The 26,814-nt window shown below is 43.1% G+C and carries 24 protein-coding genes; 15 read left to right on the top strand and 9 right to left on the bottom strand.

What is annotated here, in order from left to right:
* Positions 1-9: 9 nt before the first annotated feature.
* The 5 genes from ACYX4O_RS04380 to ACYX4O_RS04400 form a co-directional block, all read right to left on the bottom strand.
* Entirely contained in the window at positions 10-390 is a 381-nt protein-coding gene (locus ACYX4O_RS04380) for a spore germination protein GerPE (RefSeq protein WP_476354905.1), read from the bottom strand.
* Positions 383-592 carry a spore gernimation protein GerPD gene (locus ACYX4O_RS04385; protein WP_476354907.1) on the bottom strand — a complete coding sequence of 70 codons (210 nt, stop codon included), beginning with the start codon at positions 590-592 and terminating at the stop codon, positions 383-385. Before ACYX4O_RS04385 ends, ACYX4O_RS04380 begins: the two co-directional genes overlap by 8 nt.
* Complete coding sequence (gene gerPC / locus ACYX4O_RS04390; protein WP_476357010.1) at positions 582-1,187, bottom strand: spore germination protein GerPC; 606 nt, start codon at positions 1,185-1,187, stop codon at positions 582-584. The genes ACYX4O_RS04385 and gerPC overlap by 11 nt, the downstream gene beginning before the upstream one ends.
* 75 nt (positions 1,188-1,262) lie before the next feature.
* The gene (locus tag ACYX4O_RS04395) at positions 1,263-1,484 is read right to left on the bottom strand and encodes a spore germination protein GerPB (RefSeq protein WP_476354909.1); all 222 of its coding nucleotides are present in this window, start codon (positions 1,482-1,484) and stop codon (positions 1,263-1,265) included.
* Positions 1,485-1,497: 13 nt separating this feature from the next.
* Positions 1,498-1,725 carry a spore germination protein gene (locus ACYX4O_RS04400; RefSeq protein ID WP_188654588.1) on the bottom strand — a complete coding sequence of 76 codons (228 nt, stop codon included), beginning with the start codon at positions 1,723-1,725 and terminating at the stop codon, positions 1,498-1,500.
* 128 nt (positions 1,726-1,853) lie between these two features.
* Here ACYX4O_RS04400 and ACYX4O_RS04405 point away from each other — a divergent pair, with 128 nt between their 5' ends.
* The 5 genes from ACYX4O_RS04405 to ACYX4O_RS04425 all read left to right on the top strand — a co-directional run bounded on the left by ACYX4O_RS04405 (position 1,854) and on the right by ACYX4O_RS04425 (position 5,848).
* On the top strand, positions 1,854-3,011 hold the full coding sequence (locus tag ACYX4O_RS04405; RefSeq protein WP_476354911.1) for a DUF418 domain-containing protein: 1,158 nt from the start codon (positions 1,854-1,856) through the stop codon (positions 3,009-3,011).
* A gap of 6 nt (positions 3,012-3,017) precedes the next feature.
* Complete coding sequence (locus ACYX4O_RS04410) at positions 3,018-4,214, top strand: DUF2157 domain-containing protein (RefSeq protein WP_476354913.1); 1,197 nt, start codon at positions 3,018-3,020, stop codon at positions 4,212-4,214.
* Positions 4,211-4,708: a GDYXXLXY domain-containing protein gene (locus ACYX4O_RS04415; protein WP_476354915.1), complete on the top strand. Its 498-nt coding sequence runs from the start codon at positions 4,211-4,213 to the stop codon at positions 4,706-4,708. Before ACYX4O_RS04410 ends, ACYX4O_RS04415 begins: the two co-directional genes overlap by 4 nt.
* Positions 4,709-4,777: 69 nt before the next feature.
* Positions 4,778-5,575: an SDR family oxidoreductase gene (locus ACYX4O_RS04420; RefSeq protein ID WP_476354917.1), complete on the top strand. Its 798-nt coding sequence runs from the start codon at positions 4,778-4,780 to the stop codon at positions 5,573-5,575.
* A 72-nt stretch (positions 5,576-5,647) separates the two neighbouring features.
* Positions 5,648-5,848, top strand: a complete 201-nt coding sequence (locus ACYX4O_RS04425; RefSeq protein WP_476354919.1) for a PspC domain-containing protein — start codon at positions 5,648-5,650, stop codon at positions 5,846-5,848.
* A gap of 270 nt (positions 5,849-6,118) precedes the next feature.
* Here ACYX4O_RS04425 and ACYX4O_RS04430 read toward each other — a convergent pair whose 3' ends face one another.
* Positions 6,119-7,321 (bottom strand): ornithine--oxo-acid transaminase, encoded by a 1,203-nt coding sequence (locus tag ACYX4O_RS04430; RefSeq protein WP_476354921.1) that lies wholly within the window; start codon positions 7,319-7,321, stop codon positions 6,119-6,121.
* A gap of 153 nt (positions 7,322-7,474) precedes the next feature.
* On the opposite strand from ACYX4O_RS04430, the gene ACYX4O_RS04435 reads away from it, so the two are divergent.
* The gene (locus ACYX4O_RS04435; RefSeq protein WP_476354923.1) at positions 7,475-7,861 is read left to right on the top strand and encodes a YisL family protein; all 387 of its coding nucleotides are present in this window, start codon (positions 7,475-7,477) and stop codon (positions 7,859-7,861) included.
* Between the two features lie 401 nt (positions 7,862-8,262).
* Positions 8,263-10,110, top strand: coding sequence for an asparagine synthase (glutamine-hydrolyzing) (asnB, locus tag ACYX4O_RS04440; RefSeq protein ID WP_476354925.1), 1,848 nt, complete (start codon positions 8,263-8,265; stop codon positions 10,108-10,110).
* A 529-nt stretch (positions 10,111-10,639) separates the two neighbouring features.
* Here the strand turns inward: asnB and ACYX4O_RS04445 are convergent.
* Together ACYX4O_RS04445 and ACYX4O_RS04450 are read right to left on the bottom strand one after the other, a co-directional pair.
* Entirely contained in the window at positions 10,640-11,977 is a 1,338-nt protein-coding gene (locus tag ACYX4O_RS04445) for an MATE family efflux transporter (protein WP_476354927.1), read from the bottom strand.
* Positions 11,978-12,039: 62 nt separating this feature from the next.
* Positions 12,040-13,794, bottom strand: a complete 1,755-nt coding sequence (locus ACYX4O_RS04450) for an alpha-glycosidase (RefSeq protein WP_476354929.1) — start codon at positions 13,792-13,794, stop codon at positions 12,040-12,042.
* Positions 13,795-14,135: 341 nt separating this feature from the next.
* On the opposite strand from ACYX4O_RS04450, the gene ACYX4O_RS04455 reads away from it, so the two are divergent.
* The 8 genes from ACYX4O_RS04455 to ACYX4O_RS04490 all read left to right on the top strand — a co-directional run bounded on the left by ACYX4O_RS04455 (position 14,136) and on the right by ACYX4O_RS04490 (position 25,523).
* Positions 14,136-15,428, top strand: a complete 1,293-nt coding sequence (locus tag ACYX4O_RS04455; protein WP_476354930.1) for a sugar ABC transporter substrate-binding protein — start codon at positions 14,136-14,138, stop codon at positions 15,426-15,428.
* A gap of 127 nt (positions 15,429-15,555) precedes the next feature.
* Complete coding sequence (locus ACYX4O_RS04460) at positions 15,556-16,860, top strand: sugar ABC transporter permease (protein ID WP_476354932.1); 1,305 nt, start codon at positions 15,556-15,558, stop codon at positions 16,858-16,860.
* Entirely contained in the window at positions 16,860-17,702 is an 843-nt protein-coding gene (locus ACYX4O_RS04465; protein WP_476354934.1) for a sugar ABC transporter permease, read from the top strand. The genes ACYX4O_RS04460 and ACYX4O_RS04465 overlap by 1 nt, the downstream gene beginning before the upstream one ends.
* Before the next feature lie 70 nt (positions 17,703-17,772).
* Positions 17,773-19,302: an alpha-amylase family glycosyl hydrolase gene (locus ACYX4O_RS04470; RefSeq protein WP_476354936.1), complete on the top strand. Its 1,530-nt coding sequence runs from the start codon at positions 17,773-17,775 to the stop codon at positions 19,300-19,302.
* 31 nt (positions 19,303-19,333) lie between these two features.
* On the top strand, positions 19,334-21,688 hold the full coding sequence (locus ACYX4O_RS04475) for a glycoside hydrolase family 31 protein (protein ID WP_476354938.1): 2,355 nt from the start codon (positions 19,334-19,336) through the stop codon (positions 21,686-21,688).
* A 30-nt stretch (positions 21,689-21,718) separates the two neighbouring features.
* Complete coding sequence (locus ACYX4O_RS04480; protein ID WP_476354940.1) at positions 21,719-22,762, top strand: LacI family DNA-binding transcriptional regulator; 1,044 nt, start codon at positions 21,719-21,721, stop codon at positions 22,760-22,762.
* A gap of 62 nt (positions 22,763-22,824) precedes the next feature.
* Complete coding sequence (locus ACYX4O_RS04485; RefSeq protein WP_476354942.1) at positions 22,825-25,110, top strand: glycoside hydrolase family 65 protein; 2,286 nt, start codon at positions 22,825-22,827, stop codon at positions 25,108-25,110.
* Positions 25,111-25,382: 272 nt separating this feature from the next.
* Positions 25,383-25,523 (top strand): hypothetical protein, encoded by a 141-nt coding sequence (locus tag ACYX4O_RS04490; protein WP_476354944.1) that lies wholly within the window; start codon positions 25,383-25,385, stop codon positions 25,521-25,523.
* 30 nt (positions 25,524-25,553) lie between these two features.
* Here the strand turns inward: ACYX4O_RS04490 and ACYX4O_RS04495 are convergent, their stop codons facing one another.
* The gene (locus tag ACYX4O_RS04495) at positions 25,554-26,669 is read right to left on the bottom strand and encodes an oxidoreductase (protein WP_476354946.1); all 1,116 of its coding nucleotides are present in this window, start codon (positions 26,667-26,669) and stop codon (positions 25,554-25,556) included.
* Between the last annotated feature and the right edge of the window lie 145 nt (positions 26,670-26,814).

Genomic DNA, 26,814 nt, shown 5'->3' on the forward strand with positions numbered 1-26,814 from the left:
TTCTTAATCTTATTGTTCGTCATCCTTTTCTTTTAAAATGCGGAAATGTTTAATACGAGTATCGGTTTCGATGTGGTCAAGGTTACCAATCTGGAAAACAGATGCAGAGGAGATCCCTTGGATATGAACTGAATCTACGTGTATATAGGGATCACATGGAACTCTTGTTTGATTAATGACGAGTTGGCGATCAAAGCGGGGTAATTCGGCTGCATAAATGGGGAAGTCGCTGAAAGGAAAATCCTGATCTGTAAATAATGCGCCTTCCTTTTGAACAGCTAGGGCGCGTGAGCGAGGTGTTGCTTCTTCTGCATCCCCGATTTCAAAGATAGAACTTAGCGTTAGCGAATTGATGTTGACTTGGTTAACATGAGAGGTTCTTTTATACATTTTTTTGATCCTTTTGATCTTTACGTTTTCGTTCCGTCAAGGGTACGAGAGGTCCTACGATGACAGATTCAGGTGGAGTATCAAAGATAGAAGACAGAGCAATGGTTTCATTGTCCCCAATTAAAAAAACAGAAGATGAGGAAACCCCCTGAACTCGGATGTTCCCTACATTTAGTCCACAGTTATGCACTTCAAACTTCACTAGGTTCATCTCCTTTGTGGCTTTGGTTTTGGATGAAATGATGGAGAGATTCATAGATCTCTTGTTTAACTTGTTGGGATATCGATTGGATCTGTGCATCGTCAATCATTCCGTTTGAGGCGTTTGATTGTTCAAGATAATACGATACGCGATCATCGAGCTGTTTCTGGATATCTTGCAGAATAAATTGCTGATAGGTTGAATCATATTGACGTCCGTATTGTCCGGCGATTTGTTGGAGGTCACGTGGTCCTTGGTCCGTTAGGTAATTTTGTAAATCAGAAATAATTTTATCTTTCACAGCCTGACTTCCACTTAGTTTAGGTGGAAAGGGCTTTTCATCTATAGCAAGGTCTTCAATACCAAAGTCTTTCCCGTTCTGGGGGGTTAAGCCAATATTAAGCGTCCCTTCTAGGGTTTCGATCTTTAGTTGGTCAAAGTTGTATTCAATTTTTTCGATGTTGGTTGAAGGGCGTTGGTTTTCTTCTGCCTTCTTCTCAAGCTCGCCAACTCGCTTCTCTAATTCTTTCATTTTCTCAGTCTGCGATTCAACGAGCTTATGAAGTTTCTCTAAATACTGGGTCCATGAATCCATATACTGCACTTGATCTCCCCCTTTCTAGGCATTTACCTAGAATACTGTATGCATGGTTCTTGGAAAGTGTGAAGGTTAGGAAATCGATAGAGGCACAAGGGGTCCTCCTTCTCCTCCTGTTCCTTCTTCTCCAAGCGCCTCAGCTTCCTCAGCAGGTTCTGTGTAACCGCCAGTATTGTAAAGGCTAGAACGTGCCTGAATAACGCCTGCACTACCAATTTGGAAAACCGAGGAGTTGGATACAGACCCCACTTTTAAAAAGTGGATATTGATAGACTGATGGATCGTGTAATTCATATGCCGTACCTCCCTATTGTTCAAAATCCTCGATGGTAGATTGATCAACGACATCTTGATCATAAACTGTCGTAGTAGATTGTGATAAATCAATCTGAATGCCGTCACCTGTGTTAAAGGACCCACCCCCAGCAAAGGTTTTCGCGGAACTCTGGGGAGCCATGGCGTAGACATCACCGATATTAAATATAGCAGAGCCTGAAATGTTCACGACCTTAACGGCTCCCACCTGAGCGGGCATAGGCATACCTCCTTTATGATTAGCTTATGAGAGAGATGAGAGAACGTGTTAATCGTCTAAAAAAATTGCTTCTTCTGGCGAGATTAACGTAAAGTTAAGGTATATAGGTGATGAGGAGGTGAAGATTTGTGAAAAATAAACGATTGCCGTGGATTGACGCGGCAAGAGGATTGGCTATTTTTGGAATATTCATGGTGAACATGCCTTCATTTAATGCCCCATACTTTATGTTTGGTGGGGAAGAGGCTTGGACAGGCGAACTGAACCGAGCTGTTCAGTCTGGCATTGATATGTTCTTTCAGGCCAGCTTTTATACGCTTTTTTCGTTCTTATTTGGATTTGGTTTGTATATGATGAAGGAAAGCTTAGAAGATAAGGGACTTCATCATTCAACAGTGCTTACACGTAGATTGAGTGTCTTGATTGTTTTTGGACTCATCCATGGAATCTTGATCTGGTATGGTGATATTTTATTAACTTACGGTGTGTTGGGATTTTTGCTCTTACCCTTGTTGAAATGGTCGGTTAAGATGATGAGCTGGGTGGCTCTTACCATTTTGGTAGTATTCACTACGTATGTCACATTTGGATATTACAGTTTTCGTGATCAGCTTGGGCAGGCGAATCAGTTTCTTATTAATAAAGCATTCACTGCTTATCAGTCAGACAGTTTGCTTTCCATATGGTCAGAAAACTGGGAAACGTGGCAACTCGTGTATGCTTCTGTGTACCAATGGGTCTTTTTGGCGGCATCGATAGGGCCGGTTATGGTACTTGGTGTTATTGCTGCTAAGAAGCGATGGCTGCATGAACCCATAAAGCATGAGAAGACGCTCAAGCAAATAGGGGGAGTCAGTTTCGTTCTATTTGTTGCTTTTAAAATAGGCCCATATTTATATGGAAATCCCGAGTGGTTTAGTACAGCGCAGGATAACATCGGCGGAACAGCTTCAGCCATCTTCTACATGTCGATGACGACGTTACTTTGGAACAAAAAAGGGAAACTCTTACTCCCGTTTCAATATGTTGGGAAACTTTCATTAAGCAATTATATTTTCCAATCTGTTTTATGTTTCCTGCTCTTTTACGGTGTAGGGTTAGGGTTGTATGGAGATGTTTCTCCCGTGTGGAACGTCGTACTTGTCGTTGTCATCTACACACTTCAGGTCTTTGGAAGTTATTTATGGTTGAAAGTCTTTCGGTACGGGGGTTTGGAGTGGATCTGGCGAATATTTACCTACAAACAGATCCAACCTCTTAAACGATCTAAAGAAAAGATGAGGTGAGTGGGTGTGAAACGGTCTTGGTTAGAGAAAGAAGGAAAAGCATGGGTGGAAGAAGGGATTATTTCAAAGGAACAGTATGAACAACTCGTCGCCAGATATCCAAATCGAAACTCGAGAGGATTGTTAACGATTTTTGGTGGTTTGTTTATTGGGCTTGGATTCCTGACTTTTGTAGCTTCAAATTGGTCTTTAATGCCGAATATTTTAAAGATGGGGATTTTACTTGTGTCCTTGCTTGGCTTTTACTTCTTCGGAGACCGTGCTTACCAGAAAGGGTCTAGAGCACTAGGAACATCATTTTATGCCATAGGAGTCCTGTTGTTTGGTGCGGCAATGATCGTGACGGGTCAGATGTATCATTACATGGCTTATAGTGCGACGACTTTTTTCTTGTGGGGCTTGGCTGCCATGTTATTGTATGGAGTCAGAAGAGAACAACCTCTTCTTTATTTGACCTTAGCCATCTTAACGGTAGGGCAACTGTATAGTTGGATGACCTACGGCGAAGCCCATTTATGGATCTTTCTTTTATTCGTAATCGGAGGCGGTTTTGAATTGGTTCGCTTACGCCGTGATTTTCTTGCTTTATTATTTGGTTTTGGGTATATTCTTCAGTCCCTTGTCTTAGTATTCGCAGGGGGACATGACTATGTTTGGTTGCTTTTTCTATGGTTACTGCTTTATGTTGCAACCACTTTCTCATTCTTCAGGTTCTCTTCATGGCAAATTACGAGTATTGGTGCTGCCTTTTTACTAAAGGCCATCGAGGTCTTCCTGCTCGATTCATGGGTGATGGAAAGATTGAACGTCAATGTGCTCTTCCTCATTGCCCACATTGTATTAATCGGGTTACTTGTTTCATTGGTAAAAGACCGTCTTATTGGTGTGCTGAATCTCTTGTTGTTTCTTCCTATTGTGTATGTAGGAGGAGATGGAGGAGTGATCGCGCTCATCCTATTATACGTAGTATCGATTGGATACCTGGTCATTGGGACGAAGCGGGAAGCTATTGGTCTGGTTAATTTCGGCACAGGTGCCTTTTTAGTCAGCACGCTAATTGCATACGTTCAGCTGGCCTGGGATTTCCTTAACAAATCAGTCTTTTTCTTCATTGGAGGCGTTCTTTTATTTGGGCTTAGTTATGTGTTAAACCGGGAACGTCGCCGTTTATCTGGGAATGAAAAAGGGGGCGGAGGTAGATGAAGCGTTGGCTATTTCCATTAATCGTAAGTTTGCAAGTCTTGTATCTAGTTGGGATGGCTGGGGCGTACTACGCCATTGATCTATTTGGAGAAACGATTGATTTAAAAACAGCTCCTGTTGATCCGAGAGACCTCTTTTACGGAGATTATGTAGTGGTGAACTATGAGATCTCTACAATTTCAGATGAAAAATGGGTAGGGGAAGAACCTCAGTACAACGAGAAGGTGTATGTGAAGTTGAAGAAAGACGGAGAGATTTATGCAGCAGAAGCTGTGTCACATCAATCACTGGATACAGAAGATGATGAAGTTGTAATCACGGGCCAATATAAAGGTGGCAATGGAGATGGACTTCGTATTCGCTATGGGATTGAGCGCTTTTATGTGGAAGAAAACACTGGTGAAGCTCTAGAAGGGAACGAGTCTGAAAGGGTTGCCAAAGTAGCAGTTGCTCCCTGGGGTCAGAAGAAAATTGTCAGTTTAGATCATCCATAAACGCTACTCTTGGAAAAACGCCCCTATTTTTCAGTACAATAAAGGTACTAGTATGAAGGAGGGGTTATGGTGGATTTAGGTTTACAAGGGAAGCGGGTTGTTCTATTGGCATCAAGTAAAGGGATTGGGAAAGCAATTGCGACGGAATTTGTACGTGAAGGAGCTACCGTATTGATCTCGAGTCGCAATGCTGAACACCTTCTGCAGGCGGCTGAAGAGATTCACCAGGAAACAAGGGGACGAGGCGCGGCTCCGCATACTGAAGTCTGTGATATTACAGACCCAGCCAGTTTAGAAGCCTTATTTGAATCGGCGGTGGATAAGCTTGGTGGGGTGGACATCCTTGTGAATAATGCAGGGGGGCCTCCGGCAGGGAGTTTTATGGACATGTCTGATGAAGATTGGCAAAAGGCATTTGAGTTGAATTTGCTAAGTTTTATTCGTGCAAGCCGTTTAGCTATTCCTCATATGAAAGACGCAGGGGGAGGACGGATCTTAAACATCGCTTCTTCCTCCATTAAACAGCCAATCGATGGACTGATACTCTCCAACACGTTCCGGACTGGAATCGTGGGCTTAGCGAAATCAATGGCTATGGAGTTTGCCGGTGAAGACATTCTAGTGAATACGCTTGGACCTGGGCGAATTGAAACGGAGCGCGTTGAGGAATTAGATGAGAAGATGGCAACAAAACGAGGGCTCTCCGTTCAGGAAGTGAAGGCCGAGATGGAAACGATGATTCCGGCAGGGCGATATGGTACGCCTGAAGAATTTGCTCGTACAGCTGTTTTCTTATCCTCTTTTGCTAATACGTATGTTACAGGACAAGCGCTTGTGGTGGACGGAGGATACGTGAAGGCGTTGTGATATTGTAAAAGGTGAAACATCGTAGTACCCTGATTCGTAGTATGGATAAAGAATCTTATAGGAGGAACGCTTATGAAAAAACTTTATCGTTCCACAGATGATGTACAAATATCAGGTGTTCTCGGTGGATTGAGTGAGCTTTATAATATTGACGCAAGCCTTTTGCGAATCCTAACGGTGATATTATGTTTTGTTACAAGCGGATTTGTATTGTTGCTTTATATAGTCGCCGCATGCGTCATGCCAACGGATGACGACATCAAGAAGCAATAATAATGGATATAAAAGAGCGCCCGGTGTATTGGACCGAGCGCTCTTTGCCGTTTTAGGTTATACTGTTTCCTTGATCTTGCTGCGGTTCAGTCCAGTCTATATGTTGCTAAGCGGTCGCTTACGCTTTTGGTGACATCTAGCTTCAGCGACCAGCAACTAGTAGACTTCCCTCACCTCCGGTCGATCAGTCAACATCGGTTCGCAAATGCTCACCGTGTTTCCTTGATCTTGCTGCGGTTCAGTCCAGTCTATACGTTGCTGAACGGTCGCTTACGCTTTTGATGACAATACATCTTTAATCTGCTGAATAGCCCAGTCCAGGTCTTCTTTGTTAATGACAAGGGGAGGGGCGAAGCGAATGACGCTTTCGTGGGTTTCTTTACAAAGAAGCCCTTTCGCTTTCAGTTCTTCACAGTATTTACGGGCAGGCTCTGTCATTTCAACACCAATGAAAAGCCCTTTTCCGCGCACTTCTTTAATCTTAGGATTGTCGATAGAACGAAGCTCGCTCATCATATATTCTCCAAGCTCAAGCGAACGGCTTGCAAGATTTTCTTCTTCTAAAACTTCAAGTGAAGCAACGGAAACAGCACATGCTAGAGGGTTTCCACCAAAGGTTGAACCGTGTGAACCAGGGTTGAATACCCCTAGTACTTCTTTATTCGCAACGATACAAGAGATCGGGAAGACTCCTCCACCTAGAGCTTTACCTAGAATGAGCATATCAGGTGATACGTTTTCCCAATCACACGCAAACATCTTCCCCGTACGTCCAAGGCCAGCTTGGATTTCGTCGGCAATATAAAGCACGTTGTTCTCTTTACAAATATCATAAGCTTCTTTTAAGAACCCTTCTGGAGGGATGACAATACCAGCTTCCCCCTGTATTGGTTCGAATAAGAAAGCGGCTGTGTTCTCCGTGATGGCTTCACGCAACGCATCAGCGTCACCGTATGGAATGACTTTAATTCCTGGCAACATAGGTCCAAACCCACGTTTATACTCCGATTCAGAAGACAACGAAACCGCTGTCATCGTACGGCCATGGAAGTTCCCTACACATGCAATAATTTCAGCTTGGTCTTCTGCTACACCTTTTACATCATAAGCCCAGCGACGTGCAGCTTTTATAGCCGTCTCAACGGCTTCTGCCCCTGTATTCATAGGAAGAGCCATCTCTTTATTGGTTAGTTTACAAATCTTCTCATACCAAGGACCGAGCTGATCATTATGAAAAGCACGAGAAGTTAAGGTTACACGGGAGGCCTGATCCGTTAACGCATCAATGATTTTAGGGTGACGGTGGCCTTGGTTAACCGCTGAATAAGCGCTTAACATATCCATATATCGATTACCCTCAGGATCTTCTACCCATACACCGTCTGCTTTAGCGATGACGATTGGAAGGGGGTGATAGTTCTTTGCCCCATACTCCTGTGTTTGTTCAATAATTTGTTCACTTGTATGTGTCATTGTATCCCTCCATCATTTAAAGAATCTACGAATAGTATAACAGTTTTTCAGAATTTTTTGTTATATAGGTTGGGAAAGAGTAAACATTCGCGAATCAGATGTTTTTTTGGTATGATATCGGTGGTAAGTTGTATGTAAAGGAGGGGAAAAAGTATGGATGGACAAACGCACTTACATATTACGTCATGGGTATTAGCGCTAATTCTGCTAGGCCTGACGGTATGGTTTGATCGATTAGGAAAGCCAAAGGTCGGTAAAATCTTTCACATGATTCTACGTTTGGATTACTTATTAATCTTGTACTCTGGTGGTAGCCTTATTGCCGTGTATTTCGCAAACGCAGGAGGCGCCATGCTAGGAGAAGCGATTATTAAAAGCTTAGCTGGCTTATGGGTCATCTTCGCCATGGAGATGATCGCCGTCCGCGCAAAAAAACGCGTATCCGCAAAAAGCGCCTGGATCCAATTCTTCATCGCCATCATTATCGCACTAGTACTAGGATTCGGTCGTCTACCAATGGGAATTTTACCATTAAACTAAACATGTAATCTCGTTTTTAGAAGCGTTGAATTGTAAATCAATTCAACGCTTTTTCTGTATATGTGTATTAGGGAGGAAAGGGTCTTCTCTTTTACTTCAGCAAATCCTAATAATAAGGCGACGTTTTTGTTTAACCCTTTTACGGTGAAGGTGGTTCTTTGAAAATACGAGACTCCCGCGGAAAGACGGGCTTCAGAGATCCCGCAGGGAGTGAAGCGACTGAGGAAGCTCTGGAGTTCGTCCGCAGGAAAGCGAGTGTTTTCAAAGGACCACCTTTCTCTTATCAAAGCAAACAAAATCGTCATACTTTATTGGTAAAATCACATCTTTTTCATCTGGGCATATGTTAGGGAAGGAAGACAATTGAATCGCAAGCTCTAGCATAGAAAGGATGAGTGTAGATGTGTGGCATTAGTGGATGGGTTGATTATAAGAAGGATCTGACGCAGCACGAACGCACCGTTGAAAAAATGGCCAAAACACTTCACTACCGCGGTCCTGATGAATCCAATGCCTGGATTAAGCCTCACGTTGCATTTGGACATCAGCGCTTAATCGTAGTGGATCCTGAAGGTGGCAGACAGCCGATGACCTATCAGAATGGATCCCATGCGTATACCATTTGTTACAACGGAGAGTTATACAATACAGAAGATATCAGGAAAGAGCTGGCTAGTCTCGGGTGGAGCTTTCAGTCTCATTCCGATACAGAAGTTTTACTTAAGAGCTATATGCAGTGGAAAGAAGCGTGCGTGGATCGGCTAAATGGGATTTTCGCTTTTGGAATATGGGACGGTGAAAAAGAAGCCCTCTTTATCGCTCGTGACCGTTTAGGAGTGAAGCCGTTCTTCTATACAGAGAATGCTGGAGGACTTGTGTTTGCTTCAGAGCTAAAAGCCCTTCTTGCTCATCCCGATATTGACTCTGTTCTTGATGAGGAAGGTTTGAGTGAAATTTTGGCGCTCGGGCCATCTCGTACACCTGGTCACGGTGTCTTTAAAGGTGTGAAAGAACTTCGACCAGGGCATGTAGGCATGTATAGTCGTGATGGACTCAAGATCACTCGTTACTGGAACGTAGAGAGTCGCGAACATACGGATTCAGTAGAGAAAACGGCCGCAACAATACGGGAATTGTTTGAAGATGCTGTTACTCGTCAGCTCGTGTCTGACGTGCCAGTCGGAACGTTTTTATCAGGTGGCGTGGATTCAAGTGCGATTACAGCCATCGCCGCGAAACATATGAAAGCAGCAGGAAAAGATCCACTTCAAACATTCTCGATTGATTTTGACGGCAATCAGAAGTATTTCAAAGCAAATACATTCCAACCCAACAGCGACGGGGACTTTATCCAATTGATGTCAGACACGTTCGGTACGAAGCATTCATCTTCTGTCATGAATAACGATGTGTTGGCGGGACTTCTAAAAGAAGCCGTCAATATGCGTGATCTACCAGGTATGGCTGATGTGGACTCTTCGTTATTATGGTTTTGCCGTGAGATTAAGAAGGATGTAACCGTGGCTTTATCTGGGGAATGTGCGGATGAAATTTTTGGAGGATATCCGTGGTTTTATCGTCAGGAAGACTTGTCTCGAGAAGGATTTCCTTGGATTCGCTCTTCTGGTGTGCGAAATGAACTTCTAACAGATGAGTGGAGCCAGAAGCTTGATTTGCATGGATACATGATGGGACGATATCAAGATACAATCGCTGAGACGCCAACGTTTAGCGGTGACTCTAAGGAAGAAGCACAGCGACGCCAACTCTTTTATTTAAATCAGCTGTGGTTTATGACAACGTTACTAGATCGTAAGGATCGTATGAGTATGGGAGCCAGTCTTGAAGTTCGCGTTCCGTTTAGTGACCATCGCTTAGTCGAGTACGTGTGGAACGTACCGTGGGAAATGAAGCGATACGGGGACAGAGAGAAGGGGATCTTGCGGAAGGCCTTAGAAGGCTTATTGCCTGATGACGTCTTGTACCGGAAGAAGAGTCCATATCCGAAGACACACAATCCTGTTTACACAAAAGCTGTAGTAAGCTGGCTCGGAGAAATACTCGATGATCCTAATGCACCGTTGTTTAACCTCTTTAAGAAAGAACGCATCCAACAACTTGTCGACAGTGAAGGGAAGGCAATCGACGCACCATGGTTCGGGCAGCTCATGACAGGACCACAACTTCTCGCTCACCTCGGCCAGATCAACCACTGGCTCAAAGCATACAACGTAAAAATTGAAGTTTAAATGGTACTTTAGTGCTGTAAAGAAGGGCAGGGTGCCAGACACCCTTTGGTGCAGTAGAGCGTGAAAGAAGCTACTCCGGAAAGTTGGAGTAGCTTCTTTGTGTTTCTTATAGGGCTTATGCCTGCCGGGCCTAAGCGGGGCATTTCCGCTTTTGTTATCATCCAGCTGCAATGCCCCAGGCCCTCGGGACATAAGCGGTTGATCTGCATGAAGGGAGGGCACTTCATTCCGATCCTCCGCTTATGCCTGCCGGGCCTAAGCGGGGCATTTTCGCTTTTGTTATCATCCAGCTGCAATGCCCCAGGCCCTCGGGACATAAGCGGTTGATCTGCATGAAGGGAGGGCACTTCATTCCGATCCTCCGCTTATGCCTGCCGGGCCTAAGCGGGGCATTTCCGCTTTTGTTATCATCCAGCTGCAATGCCCCAGGCCCTCGGGACATAAGCGGTTGATCTGCATGAAGGAAGGGCACTTCATTCCGATCCTCCGCTTATGCCTGCCGGGCCTAAGCGGGGCATTTCCGCTTTTGTTATACAAAAGCTTTTTGTTTCCATTTTCTCTTATACCAACGCCTTGTCATAAGGAGGCCGCGGAGCCATTCGTCGGTTATGAATCCGATCCAGATTCCTGCGAGTCCCATGTTTAAGTATAAGCCGAAGAACCAGCCGAATGTGACGCTAATCCCCCACATGGAAAGGATTCCGATGAAGACGGGGAATTGTACATCGCCTGCTGCTCGGAGGGAGCTGATGATGGTGAGGTTGGCAGCTCGTCCTGGTTCTAATAAGATCGTGAGCAAAAGTAAGTATGATCCTTGTTCGATGATAGAATCATTTGATGTGAAGATTCCAAGTAGAGGTTCACTAAAGAAATAGACGATTACAGCCATTCCAACCGAAATACAAATGGCTAGTTTAGCACTGCTGAAGCCTTGTTTATAGGCATCGTCCAACTTTTTGGCTCCAATGTGGTGACCTATTAAAATCTGTGTACCTTGACCAATGGCGATGGCCGCGAGAAAAATAAACATCATAATATTTTGAGCATACACTTTCGTTGTAATAGCCGTTGTCCCCATCTGAGCAATAAAGTAGGTAATGGCTATTTGGCTAGCATTGTAAGAAAGTTGTTCTCCTGCAGAAGGGACACCGATGCGGAGAAGCCCAAAAACATGTTTTTTCTGATATCGGAAAAACGAAATCATGGGGAGCTCACCGTTGCTTCGTTTAATAAGCAATCCTAATAACACGAGAAAACCTAGAAAGCGGCTAATCGCAGTCGAGTAGGCAACTCCTTCAACACCAAGGACCGGAAATCCAAGCGGACCGAAAATGACAAAATAGTTACCGATAACATTAATAATGTTCATTCCGATCGTGACGTACATGGCGTCTTTGGTGAAGCCATAGTTTCTAAGCACTGCTCCTGTTGTCATTATGAGCGCTTGTACAAAAATCAAGCCACCGACAATGCCGAGGTAGAGATTAGCCTCATCCATAAGTTCAGGAGGGAGATCCATAAGTTTGAGGATCGGTTCAGAGAAAACGTACAAGCTCACACTCATAATTAAGGAAAACCACAAGTTTAAGCTTAAAGAACTGATCGCAATCGAGCCTGCTTCTTCTTCTTTCTCAGCTCCTAAGTGTTGGGCGACTAATATGCCGGCTCCTGTAGCCACAAAACCAAACATCACAACAACGACAGACAAAATCTGGTTGGAGACTCCAACTGCAGCAACAGAGTGGTCGGAATATTGACTGAGCATAAGCGTATCGGCATTCCCCATTAACATGTGTAGCATGATTTCAATGAAGATCGGCCATGTTAGGGAGAAAAGCGTCATTTTGGTTTTAGATTGTGCCTTCATGATAGGTGCTCCTTATAAATAGAAGCAAAGAGGCACCCGTAGGGGATACCTCTTTGTCTAACTTAGTATTGAATGATCTGAAACTGGTAAGGTTCTAGTGTACAAGAAGCAGAAGGGTCAAGTGATTCCCCACTCCATAAGTCGGTACCTTTTTGTCCTTGATACGCTTTTGGAAGTGGAATGGACTTAGATGACTCTGTCGGATTCAAAATATATAAAAGCGTGGTGGTTGCATCTGATTTTTTATAAATAAGTGTATTATTATCCGGGTCTGCATGGAGTACGCGGAAGTCTCCGTGATTACCAAAAGCCGGAATGTCTTTGCGGAACTGAATTAACTTTTGAACAAAGGAAAACATCTCACGATCCTGATCTTCCTCTTCCCAAACCATACATTTACGACAACCTGGATCATGGTCACCTGTCATCGCAATTTCATCTCCATAGTAAATACAAGGAGTGCCAATGAAGGAGAGCTGGAAGAGGAAGAGTTGCTTTACTTTCTCCTTATCTTCTTTACTCTCTGTTAGAATGCGCGGGGTGTCATGACTTCCAAGCAAGTTAAATTGAACTTCGTTTACGTTGTCTGGATACATATGAAGCACTTTCGTTAATTCGTCTGAGAATTCACGTGCGTTCATTTTGCCTCGTGCAAAGTAATTTAAGGATGCCTCTGTGAATGGATAATTCATGACAGCATCAAATTGATCCCCTAGTAGCCAAGGCATGGAATCATGCCAGATTTCGCCTAAAATGTACGTATCTTCTTTAGCTGCTTTGACGACTGAACGGAATTCACGCCAGAACTGATGATCCACCTCATTGGCAACATCTAATCGCCATCCATCTATGTTGAATTCTTCTACCCAGTAGCGAGCTACACCGAGAAGGTAATCTTTCACCTCTCTATTCTCCGTATTTAACTTAGGCATAGACTTCTCGAATGCAAACGTATCATAATTCGGATAAGGCTTTTCTTGAAGAGGGAACTCACGCGTATGGAACCAGTCCTGGTAGATTGAGTTCTCTCCATTCTCTAATACATCCTGAAAAGCAGGGAAGTAGTAGCCACTATGGTTGAAAACGGCATCAAGCATCACTCGGATTCCTTTTTCGTGGCATGCATCTACCAATCTCTTAAATGTTTCTTTATCACCAAACTGAGGGTCGATTTCATAGTAATCAATCGTATCGTATTTGTGGTTGGAGTAAGCTTTAAAGATTGGTGTCATGTAAATACCTGTGATTCCTAACTCTACTAAATAATCTAGGTGATTAATCATTCCTTCGAAATCTCCTCCGAAGAAATTATCAACTTTTGGTTCTTCACTCCCCCACGCGACAGTGCCTTTCGGATTAAGGGATACATCTCCATTCCCGAATCGTTCGGGGAATATTTGGTACCAGACTGTATCTTTCACCCATTCAGGTGGGCTGAAGACATCGATGCCATTTAGAAATGGGAAAGCAAAATAGAAACCTATATCTTCTGACGTAGGTTCATCACGAAAGCCTTTTTCTCCATAAATAATAGTTTCGTCTCCATCAGTAAGCTCAAATCCGTACCGAAGACGTCGGTAGGGAGGTTTTACGGTTGTAAACCAGTAATCATAAAGCGCATCTGTTCCAGATAAACGCATAGGAGTCTTTTCATATTGCCATCCACTTTTCTTTTCAAAGTGATAAGGATCTCCATGAATCAATTGGACTTCTTTTGCGTCTCCTTTTTTGGTGCGGACGTATAGATGAAGTTCTTCTTTTGTATAAGCGTAGGCGTAGTTGTTTTTTGGGCGATGGTAAATTGCTTCCAGTAGCATAAAGCCACCCCTCTCCATTAATTTGCTCAGCATAAGCAAGCGCTTGCATAAACTGTAATACTTAAAGGCTATTTTAATCGGATAAAGTTGTCAATTAGAAAGTAAGGGATAACTAGTATGTTTTTTATAGGTAATAAGATTGTCAATGTCTATAGTTCATAAGTTCGACACAAAATTTTAAAAAAATTAAAAAAAGTATTTGTCTCTTTTGAAATTATATGTATAATAAAGGTAAGATAAGTGCAACCGCTTACACAACAAATAATTTACGCTCTGAATCTATATTTTTTTGAAGTTAATGCAAACGGTTGCAATTAGATCATAAGGGGAGGTCAATTGTTATGAAAAAGTTTTTGATGCTTTTGCTTACTATGGTATTAGCTGTTGGAATTCTTGCTGCATGTAGCGGGGACAATAGTTCTGAAAGCGGAGATTCTACAGATGAAACAGCTGAAGGAGGATCCGGGGATGGCGGAGAGTCATCTGATGGAAATTCTGACAAGCCTGACACACTGACGCTTTGGGTTAATGATGAAGACAAGCAGGTTGAAGCTATTGAAAAAATTACTGATAAATACACAGAAGAAACGGGCATTAACGTTGAAATGACTCGTGTTAGTATGACAGACCAGGTTGAGAAGCTAGATTTAGATGGTCCTACTGGTAATGGACCGGACTTATTCTTCCAGCCACATGACCGCTTAGGAAATCTGGTTGTGCGTGGTCTTGCTGAACCAGTTGATCTTGGCGATGCGAAAGACGGTTACACAGACACTTCCATTAGTGCTATGACTTATGATGGGGACATTTGGGGTGCGCCAGCTGTAATCGAAACATATGGTCTTTTCTACAATAAGTCACTAGTGGACAAAGCACCTGAAACAATGGACGAGCTTATGGCTATTGCAGAAGAGCAAACTAGTGGTGGAAATTATGGTTTCTTAGGTGAGTTAAACAACTTCTACTTTGCGTATCCATTCTTTGCAGGTCCTGGTGGATATGTATTTGGTAAAGAAGACGGTACGTATGATGTAAATGATATCGGTTTAGATAACGAAGGTGCTATTGAAGGTGCTGAAACGATTCAGCAGCTCTTCACAGAAGGTTATATTCCTAAGGAAGTTAGCCCTGATATCATGAATGGTTTGTTTAACGATGGGAAAGCAGCTGTTGTTATGACAGGTCCTTGGTCCCGTCCTGGTTACGAAGAGGCGCTTGGTGAAGACCTTGGTGCAGCTCCACTTCCAAAAGTGAACGGTGAGCGTATGCAATCGTTCGTAGGAGTTAAAGCTTGGATGCTTTCTTCCTTCTCTGAAAACAAAGAGTGGGCAACAGACCTTATGAAGTACATTACAAACGAAGAAAATGCAATGACGTACTATGAAATGGCAGGAGAAATTCCTCCACGTACAGCACTACTTGAGGACTCTAAGATCGTTGAGGACCCAATCACAGCTGCATTTGCTGAGCAAACAAACTATGGTGAGCCAATGCCATCCGTACCAGCTATGCAACAAGTTTGGGAACCAGCGGGTAACGCTCTTCAATTCCTAGCACAAGGTGACGATCCGAAAGACGTTATGGAAGAGACTGTACAAATTATTAAAGACCAGATCGCAGCGAGCGGTCAGTAATATAAGGGTGGATAGGAGGGGGCTCCTATCCACTTATTATTCAAATTTTGAGCAAGCGCTTGCACAGCGATAAGCCATTTATCTCCGAGCATAAGGAGACCATGAAGCAATAAAGGGGGAAACGAGTATGCCACAAACATCACCAGCTACTAAAGGTGTAAAGCAAAAGAATCACAACGTCAAACTGGCTACAATCCTCTCGCTTGTATTTGCAGGCTTAGGGCAAATCTATAATAAGAGACTACTAAAAGGTATCATCTTCATGATTGTTGAAGCTGCCTTCCTGATTACCATGTTGAATTTTATCATTCATGGGGTTTGGGGCTTCATCACGCTAGGTGAAGTTAAAGGTGAAGATCACTCCATTATCTTATTAATAGAAGGGCTCGTTAGTTTAATCGTAATTGCATTTGCCGCTACACTTTATGTGTACAACGTCATTGATGCAAAACGTGATGCACGCCTGTTAGCTCGAGGAGAGCCAGTTCCATCTGTTCGTAAACAAATTAAAGATGCCTATGACGCAGGCTTCCCATACATGATGGTTGGACCTGGTCTGATCATGCTTGTATTTATTGTTGTATTGCCACTTGCCTTTATGATTTCATTAGCTTTTACTGACTACAATTTATACAATTCACCACCAAGAAATCTACTTAGTTGGGTAGGATTCCAGAACTTCGTTGATCTTGTTACGCTCTCGATCTGGAAGAAATCCTTCTTAAACGTATTGAGCTGGACAGTTGTGTGGACAGTCGTTGCGACAACATTGCAGATCGCACTTGGGCTATTTTTAGCGCTTCTTGTAAACGATGAGCGAGTAAAGTTTAAGAGAACGATTCGTACCGTCCTCATATTACCTTGGGCAGTACCGGCATTCGTAACGATCTTAATCTTCTCGGCGATGTTTAACGATACATTCGGTGCGATTAACAAAGACATCCTAAGTCAGTTCGGCATGGTAATCCCATGGTTAACAGATCCAACTTGGACGAAAGTTGCTCTTATTATGATTCAAACGTGGCTTGGATTCCCGTTTGTATTCGCCTTATTCACAGGAGTTCTGCAAAGTATTCCAAGAGATATGTACGAAGCGGCTGATGTTGATGGAGGAACGCGCTTACAGAAGTTCCGTTTCATCACATTCCCACACATTATGTTTGCGACCGCACCACTACTTATTATGCAATACGCGCAGAACTTTAATAACTTTAACATTATCTATCTATTTAACGAAGGCGGTCCAGCTGTTCGTGGTCAAAACGCAGGTGGTACCGACATTCTAATTTCGTGGGTTTACAAATTAACGTTCGACACGAACAACTACAACATGGCAGCGGCCATTACGATTATTATGGGGCTTGTTGTTTCCATCTTTGCATTCTATCAGTTCAGGAAAACAGCAGCCTATAAAGAGGAAGGTGAGATGTAATGAATAAAAAGACAAAATCTCGCATTGAGATGGGATTCATATACGCATTTATTTTGTTCATGTTCATCATAATCGCCTATCCGCTATTATGGACAATTGGAATATCTCTGAATCCAGGTACCAACATGTTCTCATCCTCCATGTTTCCTGAGAATATTACATTTGAACACTATAAATGGTTGTTCACCGATCCAAGCAGTGATTACTTGATTTGGTATAAAAATAGTGTGTTTGTAGCCGTAGTAAACTCTGTAGCATCGGTGATTATTACATCGTTCGTAGCGTATGCGTTTTCTCGTTACAAGTTCGTTGGACGAAAAAATGGCTTATACGCATTTCTACTTCTGCAAATGTTCCCAGCTTTAATGGGAATGGTTGCCCTTTATATTCTTTTAAACCTAATTGGATTACTAGATAACCTATGGGGCTTAATCTTGATTTACGTAGGTGGACAAATTCCATTTAACGCATGGCTGGTTAAGGGTTACTTTGACACGATTCCTCGTGAGCTAGATGAAGCAGCACGCATGGATGGCGCAGGCCACTTCCAGGTCTTCTTTAAAATCATGCTTCCGCTTGCGAAGCCGATTTTAGCAGTGGTTGCCTTGTTTAACTTCATGGCACCATTTACAGACTTCTTGTTACCGCGTATCGTTCTCTCAAGTCCTGAGAACTTTACACTAGCTCTTGGGTTGTTTAACTTCATTAACAACCAATTTGCCAACAACTTTACTCGATTTGCAGCTGGGTCCATTTTAATTGCGATTCCAATTGCGCTCGTATTCTTATTCTTACAGCGTTACCTCATCTCCGGATTAACATCTGGTGCAACAAAAGGGTAATGGCAGAAGGCTACTATTTCATGTATTCTAGAGTTTAGGAGAATACGATAATCTAAAGGAGGAGCGGAAAATGAAAAAGCGCGTGTTGACTACGCTCGTCATGATTCCGTTTCTTCTTTTTTACGCCTTCGGAGCCGAAGCTGCGGAAAAAGAAGAAGGAAGCTGGCAAGATGAGTTAATGTATTTTATTATGGTAGACCGATTTAACAATGGGGACGCTTCAAACGATTACAATGTCAATCCAGAAGATCCTAAAGCGTATCACGGTGGTGATCTTGAGGGGATTATAGAAAAGCTTGATTACATTAAAGACATGGGGTTCACCTCGCTTTGGATTACACCAATTATGGAAAACGAACCAAAAGGGTACCACGGGTATTGGATTAGTGATTTTAAAGAAGTTGAAGAACACTTTGGAACGATGGAAGATGCAAAGCGACTTGTAGATGAAGCGCACAAACGCGATATGAAAGTCGTCTTTGATTTCGTTGTGAATCATACAGGATACCAACATGAATGGTTAACGGATCCTTCTAAGGAAGATTGGTTCCATGAAGAGTCACGTATGGTTGGGGATTCAAAGGAACAGCTAGAGAAAGGTTGGCTTGCTGGACTTCCTGATTTAAACACAGAGAACCCGGAAGTAAAAGAGTACTTATTTGATGCAGCTGAATACTGGATTACTGAAACCGGTGTAGATGGCTTTCGTCTAGATACTGTTAAGCACGTACCTAAAGAGTTTTGGAGTGAATTTAGCGATCACGTCAAAAGCGTTGACCCTGATTTCTTCTTAATGGGGGAAGTTTGGAGCGAGGATCCAAGGTACATTGCTGGATATGAAGAGGTAGGGATCGATTCATTTGTTGATTATCCTTTCTTTGAAACCGCTACACAAGTCTTTAAACAACCAGGACAATCTGTAGCTGAACTTAGGAAAGTGTGGCAGCGTAATGAAGCCTTCTACGATGACCCTCATTCGCTTGGAACATTTTTAGATAACCATGATAATAAACGGTTTACAAGACTTGCGAATGAAGCAAAACAAAATCCGATTACACGCTGGAAATTAGCTTTAACGTATATGTATACAGCTCCAGGTATGCCTATTGTGTATTATGGATCTGAAGTTCCCCTTGATGGTGGTGAAGACCCTGATAACCGCCGGATCATGAATTTTAAAGCAGGTGACGATGAGCTTAAGCAACACATTGAGCAACTCGCTGCGATTCGTAAGAAGTTCCCTGTGCTTACTCAGGGAAGCTTTGAGCAAGTCATTGATGACGGTCCATTTGGGGTGTTTAAGCGAACCTATAAGGATGAAGTCGCTTATATTGCGATTAATAATAGTAAAGAGACAAAGTCGGCTGTATTAGGCGAAGTAGTGGAAGGGGAGCAGCTTAGAGGCCTCATTCATGATTCGATTGTTCGAGACAATGGGAAGGGCGAATACGAAATTGGACTCGACCGCGAAACAGCTGATGTGTATATCGTTGAAGACGATACTGGCTTGAACTGGATTTTCTTTGGCGTATTAGCTGTAGTCATGGGAAGCTTCGTTGCTTTTGTTATTGGTGTGAGCCGTAAGAATAAGAAATCGTAAACCAGTGTAATGGTGCAAAGGAGGGAATGGAGTGCTTGAAGATACAAGTTTTGCGATACATCCTGGTCAGAATCAGGCCATAGAGAATGATTCTTACCATGATGTAGGAACAGTGAAATCCATTCAGGAAAGGGATGGGGGCCTGACGTTCATTTGTGATGCAGCGGACATTCACCTTCAGTTTTATCGTTCGGATATTGTGAGGGTGGTTATGAACCAGAAAGGCGTTTCTGATTTAGAATCAACCCCAGCGGTTGTAGCTGCTCTTGAATCTGTGAACCTTGGTATTGAGGAGACGGATGAAAGAGTTTTGGTAAAAAGCGAACGTCTTGTTGTTTCAGTATTTAAACAGCCGTTTCGTTTGTCTGTATTAACTCTTGAAGGTCAAGAAATTGTGTCTGAAGGTGACATGGGAATCGGGTTTAAAGAAAACGGTGAAGTGATTTGCTACAAGAAAATGGAGCCAGAGGATCGCTTTTATGGGTTTGGGGAGAAATCTGGCTTCTTGGATAAGCGCGGAGAGTCTTACACCATGTGGAATACAGATGTGTATGCCCCCCATAATCCAGAAACAGATCCCTTGTATCAGTCCATTCCTTACTTTATGGCATTACGAAACGGGCGCGCCTATGGCATTTATTTTGATAACCCGTCTAAGACGACGTTTGACATGAAAACAGAGCAAGAAGTTTATTCCTTTAAGGGGGAAAGTGGGAAGCTCGATTATTACGTGTTCGCTGGTGGATATCCAAAAGATGTAATCGAACAGTACACGCATATTACAGGAAGAATGCCTCTGCCTCCGAAGTGGGCGATTGGTTATCATCAGTCCCGTTATAGTTATGAGAATGAAGAAGAGGTGCGAGCATTAGCGAATACTTTTAAAGAAAAGGGGATACCTCTTGATGTGATTTACCTTGATATTCATTATATGAATGAATACCGAGTTTTCACATTTGATAAAGATCGATTTCCTAATCCAAAGAAATTGGTTCAAGATCTAAGAGAAGAGGGGGTTCGCGTTGTTCCTATAGTCGATCCTGGTGTTAAGAAAGACCCAGAATATTCGACTTATCAAGAGGGCGTAAGGAATGATCATTTCTGTAAGTACCTTGAAGGCGATATTTACTTTGGAGATGTTTGGCCGGGGACGAGTGCTTTTCCTGATTTTACAGATGAGCGGACACAGAAGTGGTGGGGAGAAATGCATGAGTTCTATACGGAGCTAGGGATAGAAGGCATTTGGAATGATATGAACGAACCGGCCGTATTTAATGAGACTAAAACGATGGATACAAATGTCATTCACAAGAATGACGGAGATCCTAAAACGCATAGACAGCTTCATAATTTATACGGCCTGCTAATGGGGAAAGCGACCTATGAAGGGATGGAGAGAAACCTACATGGCAAACGACCATTCCTTTTAACGAGAGCTGGATTTGCAGGCGTGCAGCGGTATGCATCAGTATGGACGGGTGATAATCGAAGTTTCTGGGAGCATTTGCAGATGTCGCTACCGATGTGTATGAATCTTGGCTTATCGGGAGTTGCTTTTACAGGACCAGATGTAGGTGGGTTCGCACATGATACAAATGGGGAATTACTCACCCGCTGGACGCAAGTAGGAGCATTTACTCCTTATTTCCGTAATCATTCTGCAATTGGCACGTTGTACCAGGAGCCTTGGCAATTTGGAGAAGAATACGAAGCGATTATTAAACGATACATTGAGCTTCGCTATGAATGGCTTCCTCAGCTTTATTCGTTATTCCATGAAGCTCATTCGAAAGGGCTCCCCATCATGAGGCCACTCATGCTAGAATATCCAAAGGATGCGAAAACGTATGCTATACATGATCAATTTATGATCGGAGATAATACGTTAATTGCTCCGATTATGCAGCCTGAAGTTACAGACCGTGCTGTTTATTTTCCTGAAGGAGATTGGATTGATTACTTTAGTGGCAAGGTTTATGAAGGTGGAACAACACACTTAGTTCATGCAGAGCTAGATACGTTGCCGCTATTTATTAAAAGAGGCACTCTAATTGCTCACAGTCCAATAAAGACGAAGGCAGAGCTAGAGCTTCATGTTTACGCTCATACACAAGGCAGTTATCACACAAGCCTTTATGATGATGATGGAGAGACGACAAATTATTACTCAGGTGAAGCGATGCAGCTTGATCTATCCATACAATGTAAAGAGTATCAAATAGCCATAACCTATCGTAATGATCATGAAATGGAATGGCCTTTACCATATAAGAAGTGCTCCTTTATCCTACATGGTCTAGTAGATAATCAAAAAGTATGGGTGAACGGAGAAAGACAATCAGGAGTTTGGACCGAGCAGGGTTTGAGAGTAGAAGTTACGATCTAATCCTGAATCGATGTTAAGAAGGTGAGAATAATGGGAATTACAATCAAAGATGTAGCAAAAGCAGCAAACGTTGCTCCTTCGACCGTTTCGAGAGTCATAGCTGACCATCCGAGAATAAGTTTGGATACAAAGAAGCGCGTGCGAAGAGCGATGAAGGACCTAGGGTATCACCCCAATGTGAATGCAAGAAGTTTAGCCAATCGTTCAACACAAGCGCTTGGAATTGTAATGAAGTCATCAGCCGATAAAGCGCTTCAAAACCCATTCTTTCCGGAAGTGTTACGAGGAATTAGTGCTGTTGCGCATGAGTTAGATTATTCGTTATACATCTCCACTGGCGAAACGGAAGAAGAAGTCTATGAGGGTGTACAACGTATGGTTTATGGCAATCGTGTAGATGGTATTATTCTGCTTTATTCTAGAGTCGACGACGATGTGATTAACTTTTTACTAGAAAAAGATTTCCCATTTGTGCTAGTTGGGAAACCGTGTGAGCACATTGACCGAATCACACATGTAGATAACGATAATGTGAACGCATCGATTGATATTACGAATGAACTTATAACCCAAGGGCACGAACGGATTGCGTTTATCGGCGGTGAGACAGATTTAGTTGTCACACAAGACCGCATGCGCGGTTATGAAATGGCCTTAGAGAAGGCGGGACTTTCGGTTCGGGAAGATTATCAAATTCATAAGGAATTCTTGAAGTCAGGAGGACGTGAGGCGGTTCATCAATTATTCCAGCTAGATGAACCTCCTACAGGTCTAGTTATTGTCGATGATTTAATGAGTATCGGTGTTGTCACAATGCTAGAAGAAAACGGTATCCGTGTACCTGATGATGTATCTATTGTTAGCTTTAACAATCTGTATATTTCAGAGATCACGCGTCCTTCCCTGACTACGGTAGATATACAAATCTATAATCTAGGAAATCAGGCAGCCAAATGTTTAATTGAAAAAGTAAACAATCAAGATGAGCCAGCGAAGCGGATCATTGTTCCTTACGAGCTAGTTCGTCGTCAATCAAGTCAACACGTAAATCTTAATGGAGCTTCTACCTCATAGAGATTCTATCGCTACAAGAAATACCGTTCCATATATACTAAGAAGGGCAGAGGTGAGCCAATATGAAACGTATTATTGAAGTAGATCCATGGAAAGTCGTTGAAACAAGTCTCCATCCAGAAGAAAATCGTTTAGCTGAAAGTTTAATGAGTATCGGGAATGGCCACATGGGAATGCGCGGTAACTTTGAAGAAACGTACACGGGTCAAACGCACGAAGGTACTTATATCGGTGGGGTGTACTATCCTGATAAAACGCGGGTAGGCTGGTGGAAGAATGGCTATCCTGAGTATTTCGCAAAAGTACTGAATGCTCCTAATGTGACAGGTATTCGGGTTGTCGTTCAGAATGAAGAACTTGATTTAAACACATGGAACGTAATGGAATTTAAGAGAGAGCTTGATATGCGCCATGGCCTTTTGCGCCGTTCTTTTACAGCTGAAAATGGAAACGGGGAACATGTGCAAGTGAATGTTACACGTTTCTTCTCTATTGCTCAGCCTGAACTTGTAGCGATTCAATATGAAGTTACTCCGATTAACTTTAGTGGTACGATCTCTTTCCAACCATTTTTGAACGGAGATGTACGAAACGAAGATGCGAACTATGATGAAGATTTCTGGGAGCCTGTCCATCATGAGGTAGGAGAACATGCGGGTGTGTTAACGATGAAAACCCGTAAGACTGAATTTGAAGTTTCAGCTGCTATGCGAACAGCATTGGAAGGGGCAGACGTTACCATTCAGGCGATGGATGACCAGGAAGAATACATCGATAATGTCATGGATGTAGCCGTGACAGAAGGACAACCTGTTACGTTTTATAAATATGTAGCGGTTACTCAAAGCAGAGACTATGCTTCTGCTGAATTAGCTGACAAAGCTCAAGCGTTTGTAACAGAAGCCTTTGAAAAAGGATTCGACCGATTGCTTCAAGAACATCAAGGAGCTTGGGAGAAGCGTTGGAAAAAAGCTGATGTAACAGTAGGCGGAGACGCGGAAGCACAGCAAGGCATCCGCTATAACATCTTCCAACTGTATAACACCTACACAGGGGACGATCCACGCTTAAATATCGGTCCGAAAGGGTTTACGGGTGAAAAGTATGGAGGAAGTACCTACTGGGACACAGAGGCGTACTGTTTACCATTTTATTTAGGAACGGCTGATCCGGCCATTGCTAGAAACCTTTTAATCTATCGGTATAACCATTTAGATCAGGCTCGTGCGAATGCTCGTAAGCTTGGTTTAGAAGGCGCTCTATACCCAATGGTCACGATGAACGGTGAAGAGTCTCATAATGAGTGGGAAATTACATTTGAGGAGATCCATCGTAACGGAGCCATTGCTCATGCGATTTGGAACTATACGAATTACACCGGGGACACGGCTTATTTGGCTGATTATGGATTTGAAGTGCTAGCTGAGCTCAGTCGTTTCTGGGCAAGCCGCGTCAACTATAACCCTCGCAAAGATCGGTATATGATCCTTGGTGTGACAGGGCCGAATGAATATGAGAACAACGTAAATAACAACTGGTATACCAACCGTATTGCAGCGTGGACACTGGAGTATACACTAGGTGTAGGGCTATTTATCGAACGTCAACACGGTGCTCGTTACTATGAACTGTTGGATCAGTTAGGATTATCTTCTAGTGAGCTCGATCAATGGAAAGATATCATTTCAAAAATGTATTATCCATATGATGAGGAGGCAGGTGTCTTCCTGCAGCAGGATGGCTTCTTAGATAAAGAGATCATGCCCGTTGCAGACCTTGAAGAGAAGCACCTTCCGCTAAACCAGAATTGGTCCTGGGACCGCATTCTTCGCTCTTGCTTTATTAAGCAGGCGGATGTTCTTCAAGGATTGTACTTCTTAAATCATAAATTCTCTAAGGAAGAGAAGAAGCGCAACTATAATTTCTATGAACCTATGACGGTTCATGAGTCTAGTCTCTCACCTTGTGTGCACTCGATTTTAGCAGCAGAGCTTGGATATGAGGAAAAAGCGTATGAAATGTATGTACGCACCGCACGTTTGGATCTGGATAACTATAACAACGATACAGAGGACGGCCTTCACATTACGAGTATGGCCGGCTCCTGGTTATCCATCGTACACGGCTTCGCCGGCATGCGTGTCGTTGACGGCATCCTTCACTTTAACCCAATGATTCCAGAAGCATGGAAGGATTACTCGTTCAAGATTAACTTCCGTGGTCACCTTCTTAAAATCACAGTTAATCACGATGAAACCCTCATCGAACAAGAAGAAGGAACACCACTTCAACTCGTTCTAAACGAAGAAACACGCACCATCGAAGCACCAAAAGTCGCAACCCCTTAATGAACGATACAAGCAAAAGCCCCCTCAAATCATGAGGGGGCTTTTGTGCTTTAGTGAGATGCAGGGTGCCAGGTTCGGTTTAGAGCTTTAGTGAGGTGCAGTGTGCCTGGCACCCTTTAGTGCTTTAGCGTGTGTGGGGGTGATGGAGACGGCTCAAGATTTAGAAAAAGTGACTCAAGTGGTCAAAATTACGGCTCAAGATGAGGTGGAGCGGCTCAAGATTAAAGAGAATGGCTCAAGCTTGATAGGAACTGGCTCAAGAACTGCGAAAAGTGACTCAAGATGATGAGTTTGTGCTTTGGGAAGTGGAAATAGAGAGGTTTTTAAAAGTGGAATTGGCTCAAGTCTTAACAGAACTGGCTCAAGCACAGCAGAAAACAATTCAAGAAAAAACGCTCAGATTAGAGGTCTGAGCGTTTTGTTCTATCATTAAAATGCATCCATTACTTTTTGGTTTGAATATCTAGAGATAGTTCCTGGTCTTTAATATAAGCCTCTGGGAACAAAATGGATTCGGCATCAAATTCTCGTAGATCTTTACCGCTAGAGACAAGGTTTGGCGTGTCAGGATTAGCAAGCGCCCCTGTACCAAGGGTAACAAACTCTGCTTTCTCATCTGTGACAGCTTTTAAAGCTTGGTCTGGATGGCCTAGCTTACCGTTAGCCATAACAGGAAGGTTCGATTCTTCGCTAGCTGCTTTTGCCATGGAACGGGTCCCTTCACCGAATCCTGGAGTGGTGCCATCTCCGTCTGTAACGTGAATATAATCAAGAGGCAGATCACCTAGTGTTGAAAAGATGTGTTTTGCATCTTTTTCACCACCTGGCCAGCGATATTCTTGGTCTGCGACTTTTCCTTGTGATAAGCGAATACCCACCATAAAGTCTGATCCGACCGCATCGCGCACGGCATTTACGATTTCTTGAATGAAGGTTAATCCACCTTCTAGACTACCATAACGATCGGTACGCTGATTCATGTAGGTGGTTAAGAATTCATCAAGTAGGTAGCCGTTAGCGCCATGGATTTCCACACCATCGAAACCGGCTTTCTTTGCCTGGGTTGCTGTTAGAGCAAATGCTTCCTGAACTTGTGCGAAATCATGGTCTGTCATCTCTTTAGGAGTCTTGAAAGGGCCTGACCCACCATAAAACCCTAGCTGTTCACCTTTTGGAGCGACTGCTGAAGGAGCAATCGTTTCATCTGTATAAGCGTTGCCTTGGGTTTGAGCACCAGCATGCATGAGCTGGGCAATAAAGGCTGTTCCGTGGTTATGCAATGTATCTACAATCGGTTTCCACGCTTCTACATGAGCATCTGTAGCTAAGCCTGGTTGATTAAAGTAGCCTTGGCTATGCTTCTCATCAATATAGATGCCTTCAGATATAATCGCACCAAACCCACCTTTGGCATAGCGTTCATAATAATCACGCATACGATCATTGGCGCGACCGTCACTTTCTGCTGAGACGCGAGTCATGGGAGCAACGATATATCGGTTTGAAGTTGCCACATTTCCTAGCTTCCCGGAGTCAAATAATGGACTATATTGGTTCATGTAATCATCCCTCACTTTAACAAAATTATGATGTCTCTAACCTAAATTTACAGAGTTACCACTATAGACTTTAACCGCCATCTCCCAAAACCAAACCCATCAGTCGGTTTTAACGTTTAACACTGTAGAGAAAGAAAGCGTGCCA

The organism is Pontibacillus sp. ABV4_188 (assembly GCF_056311905.1).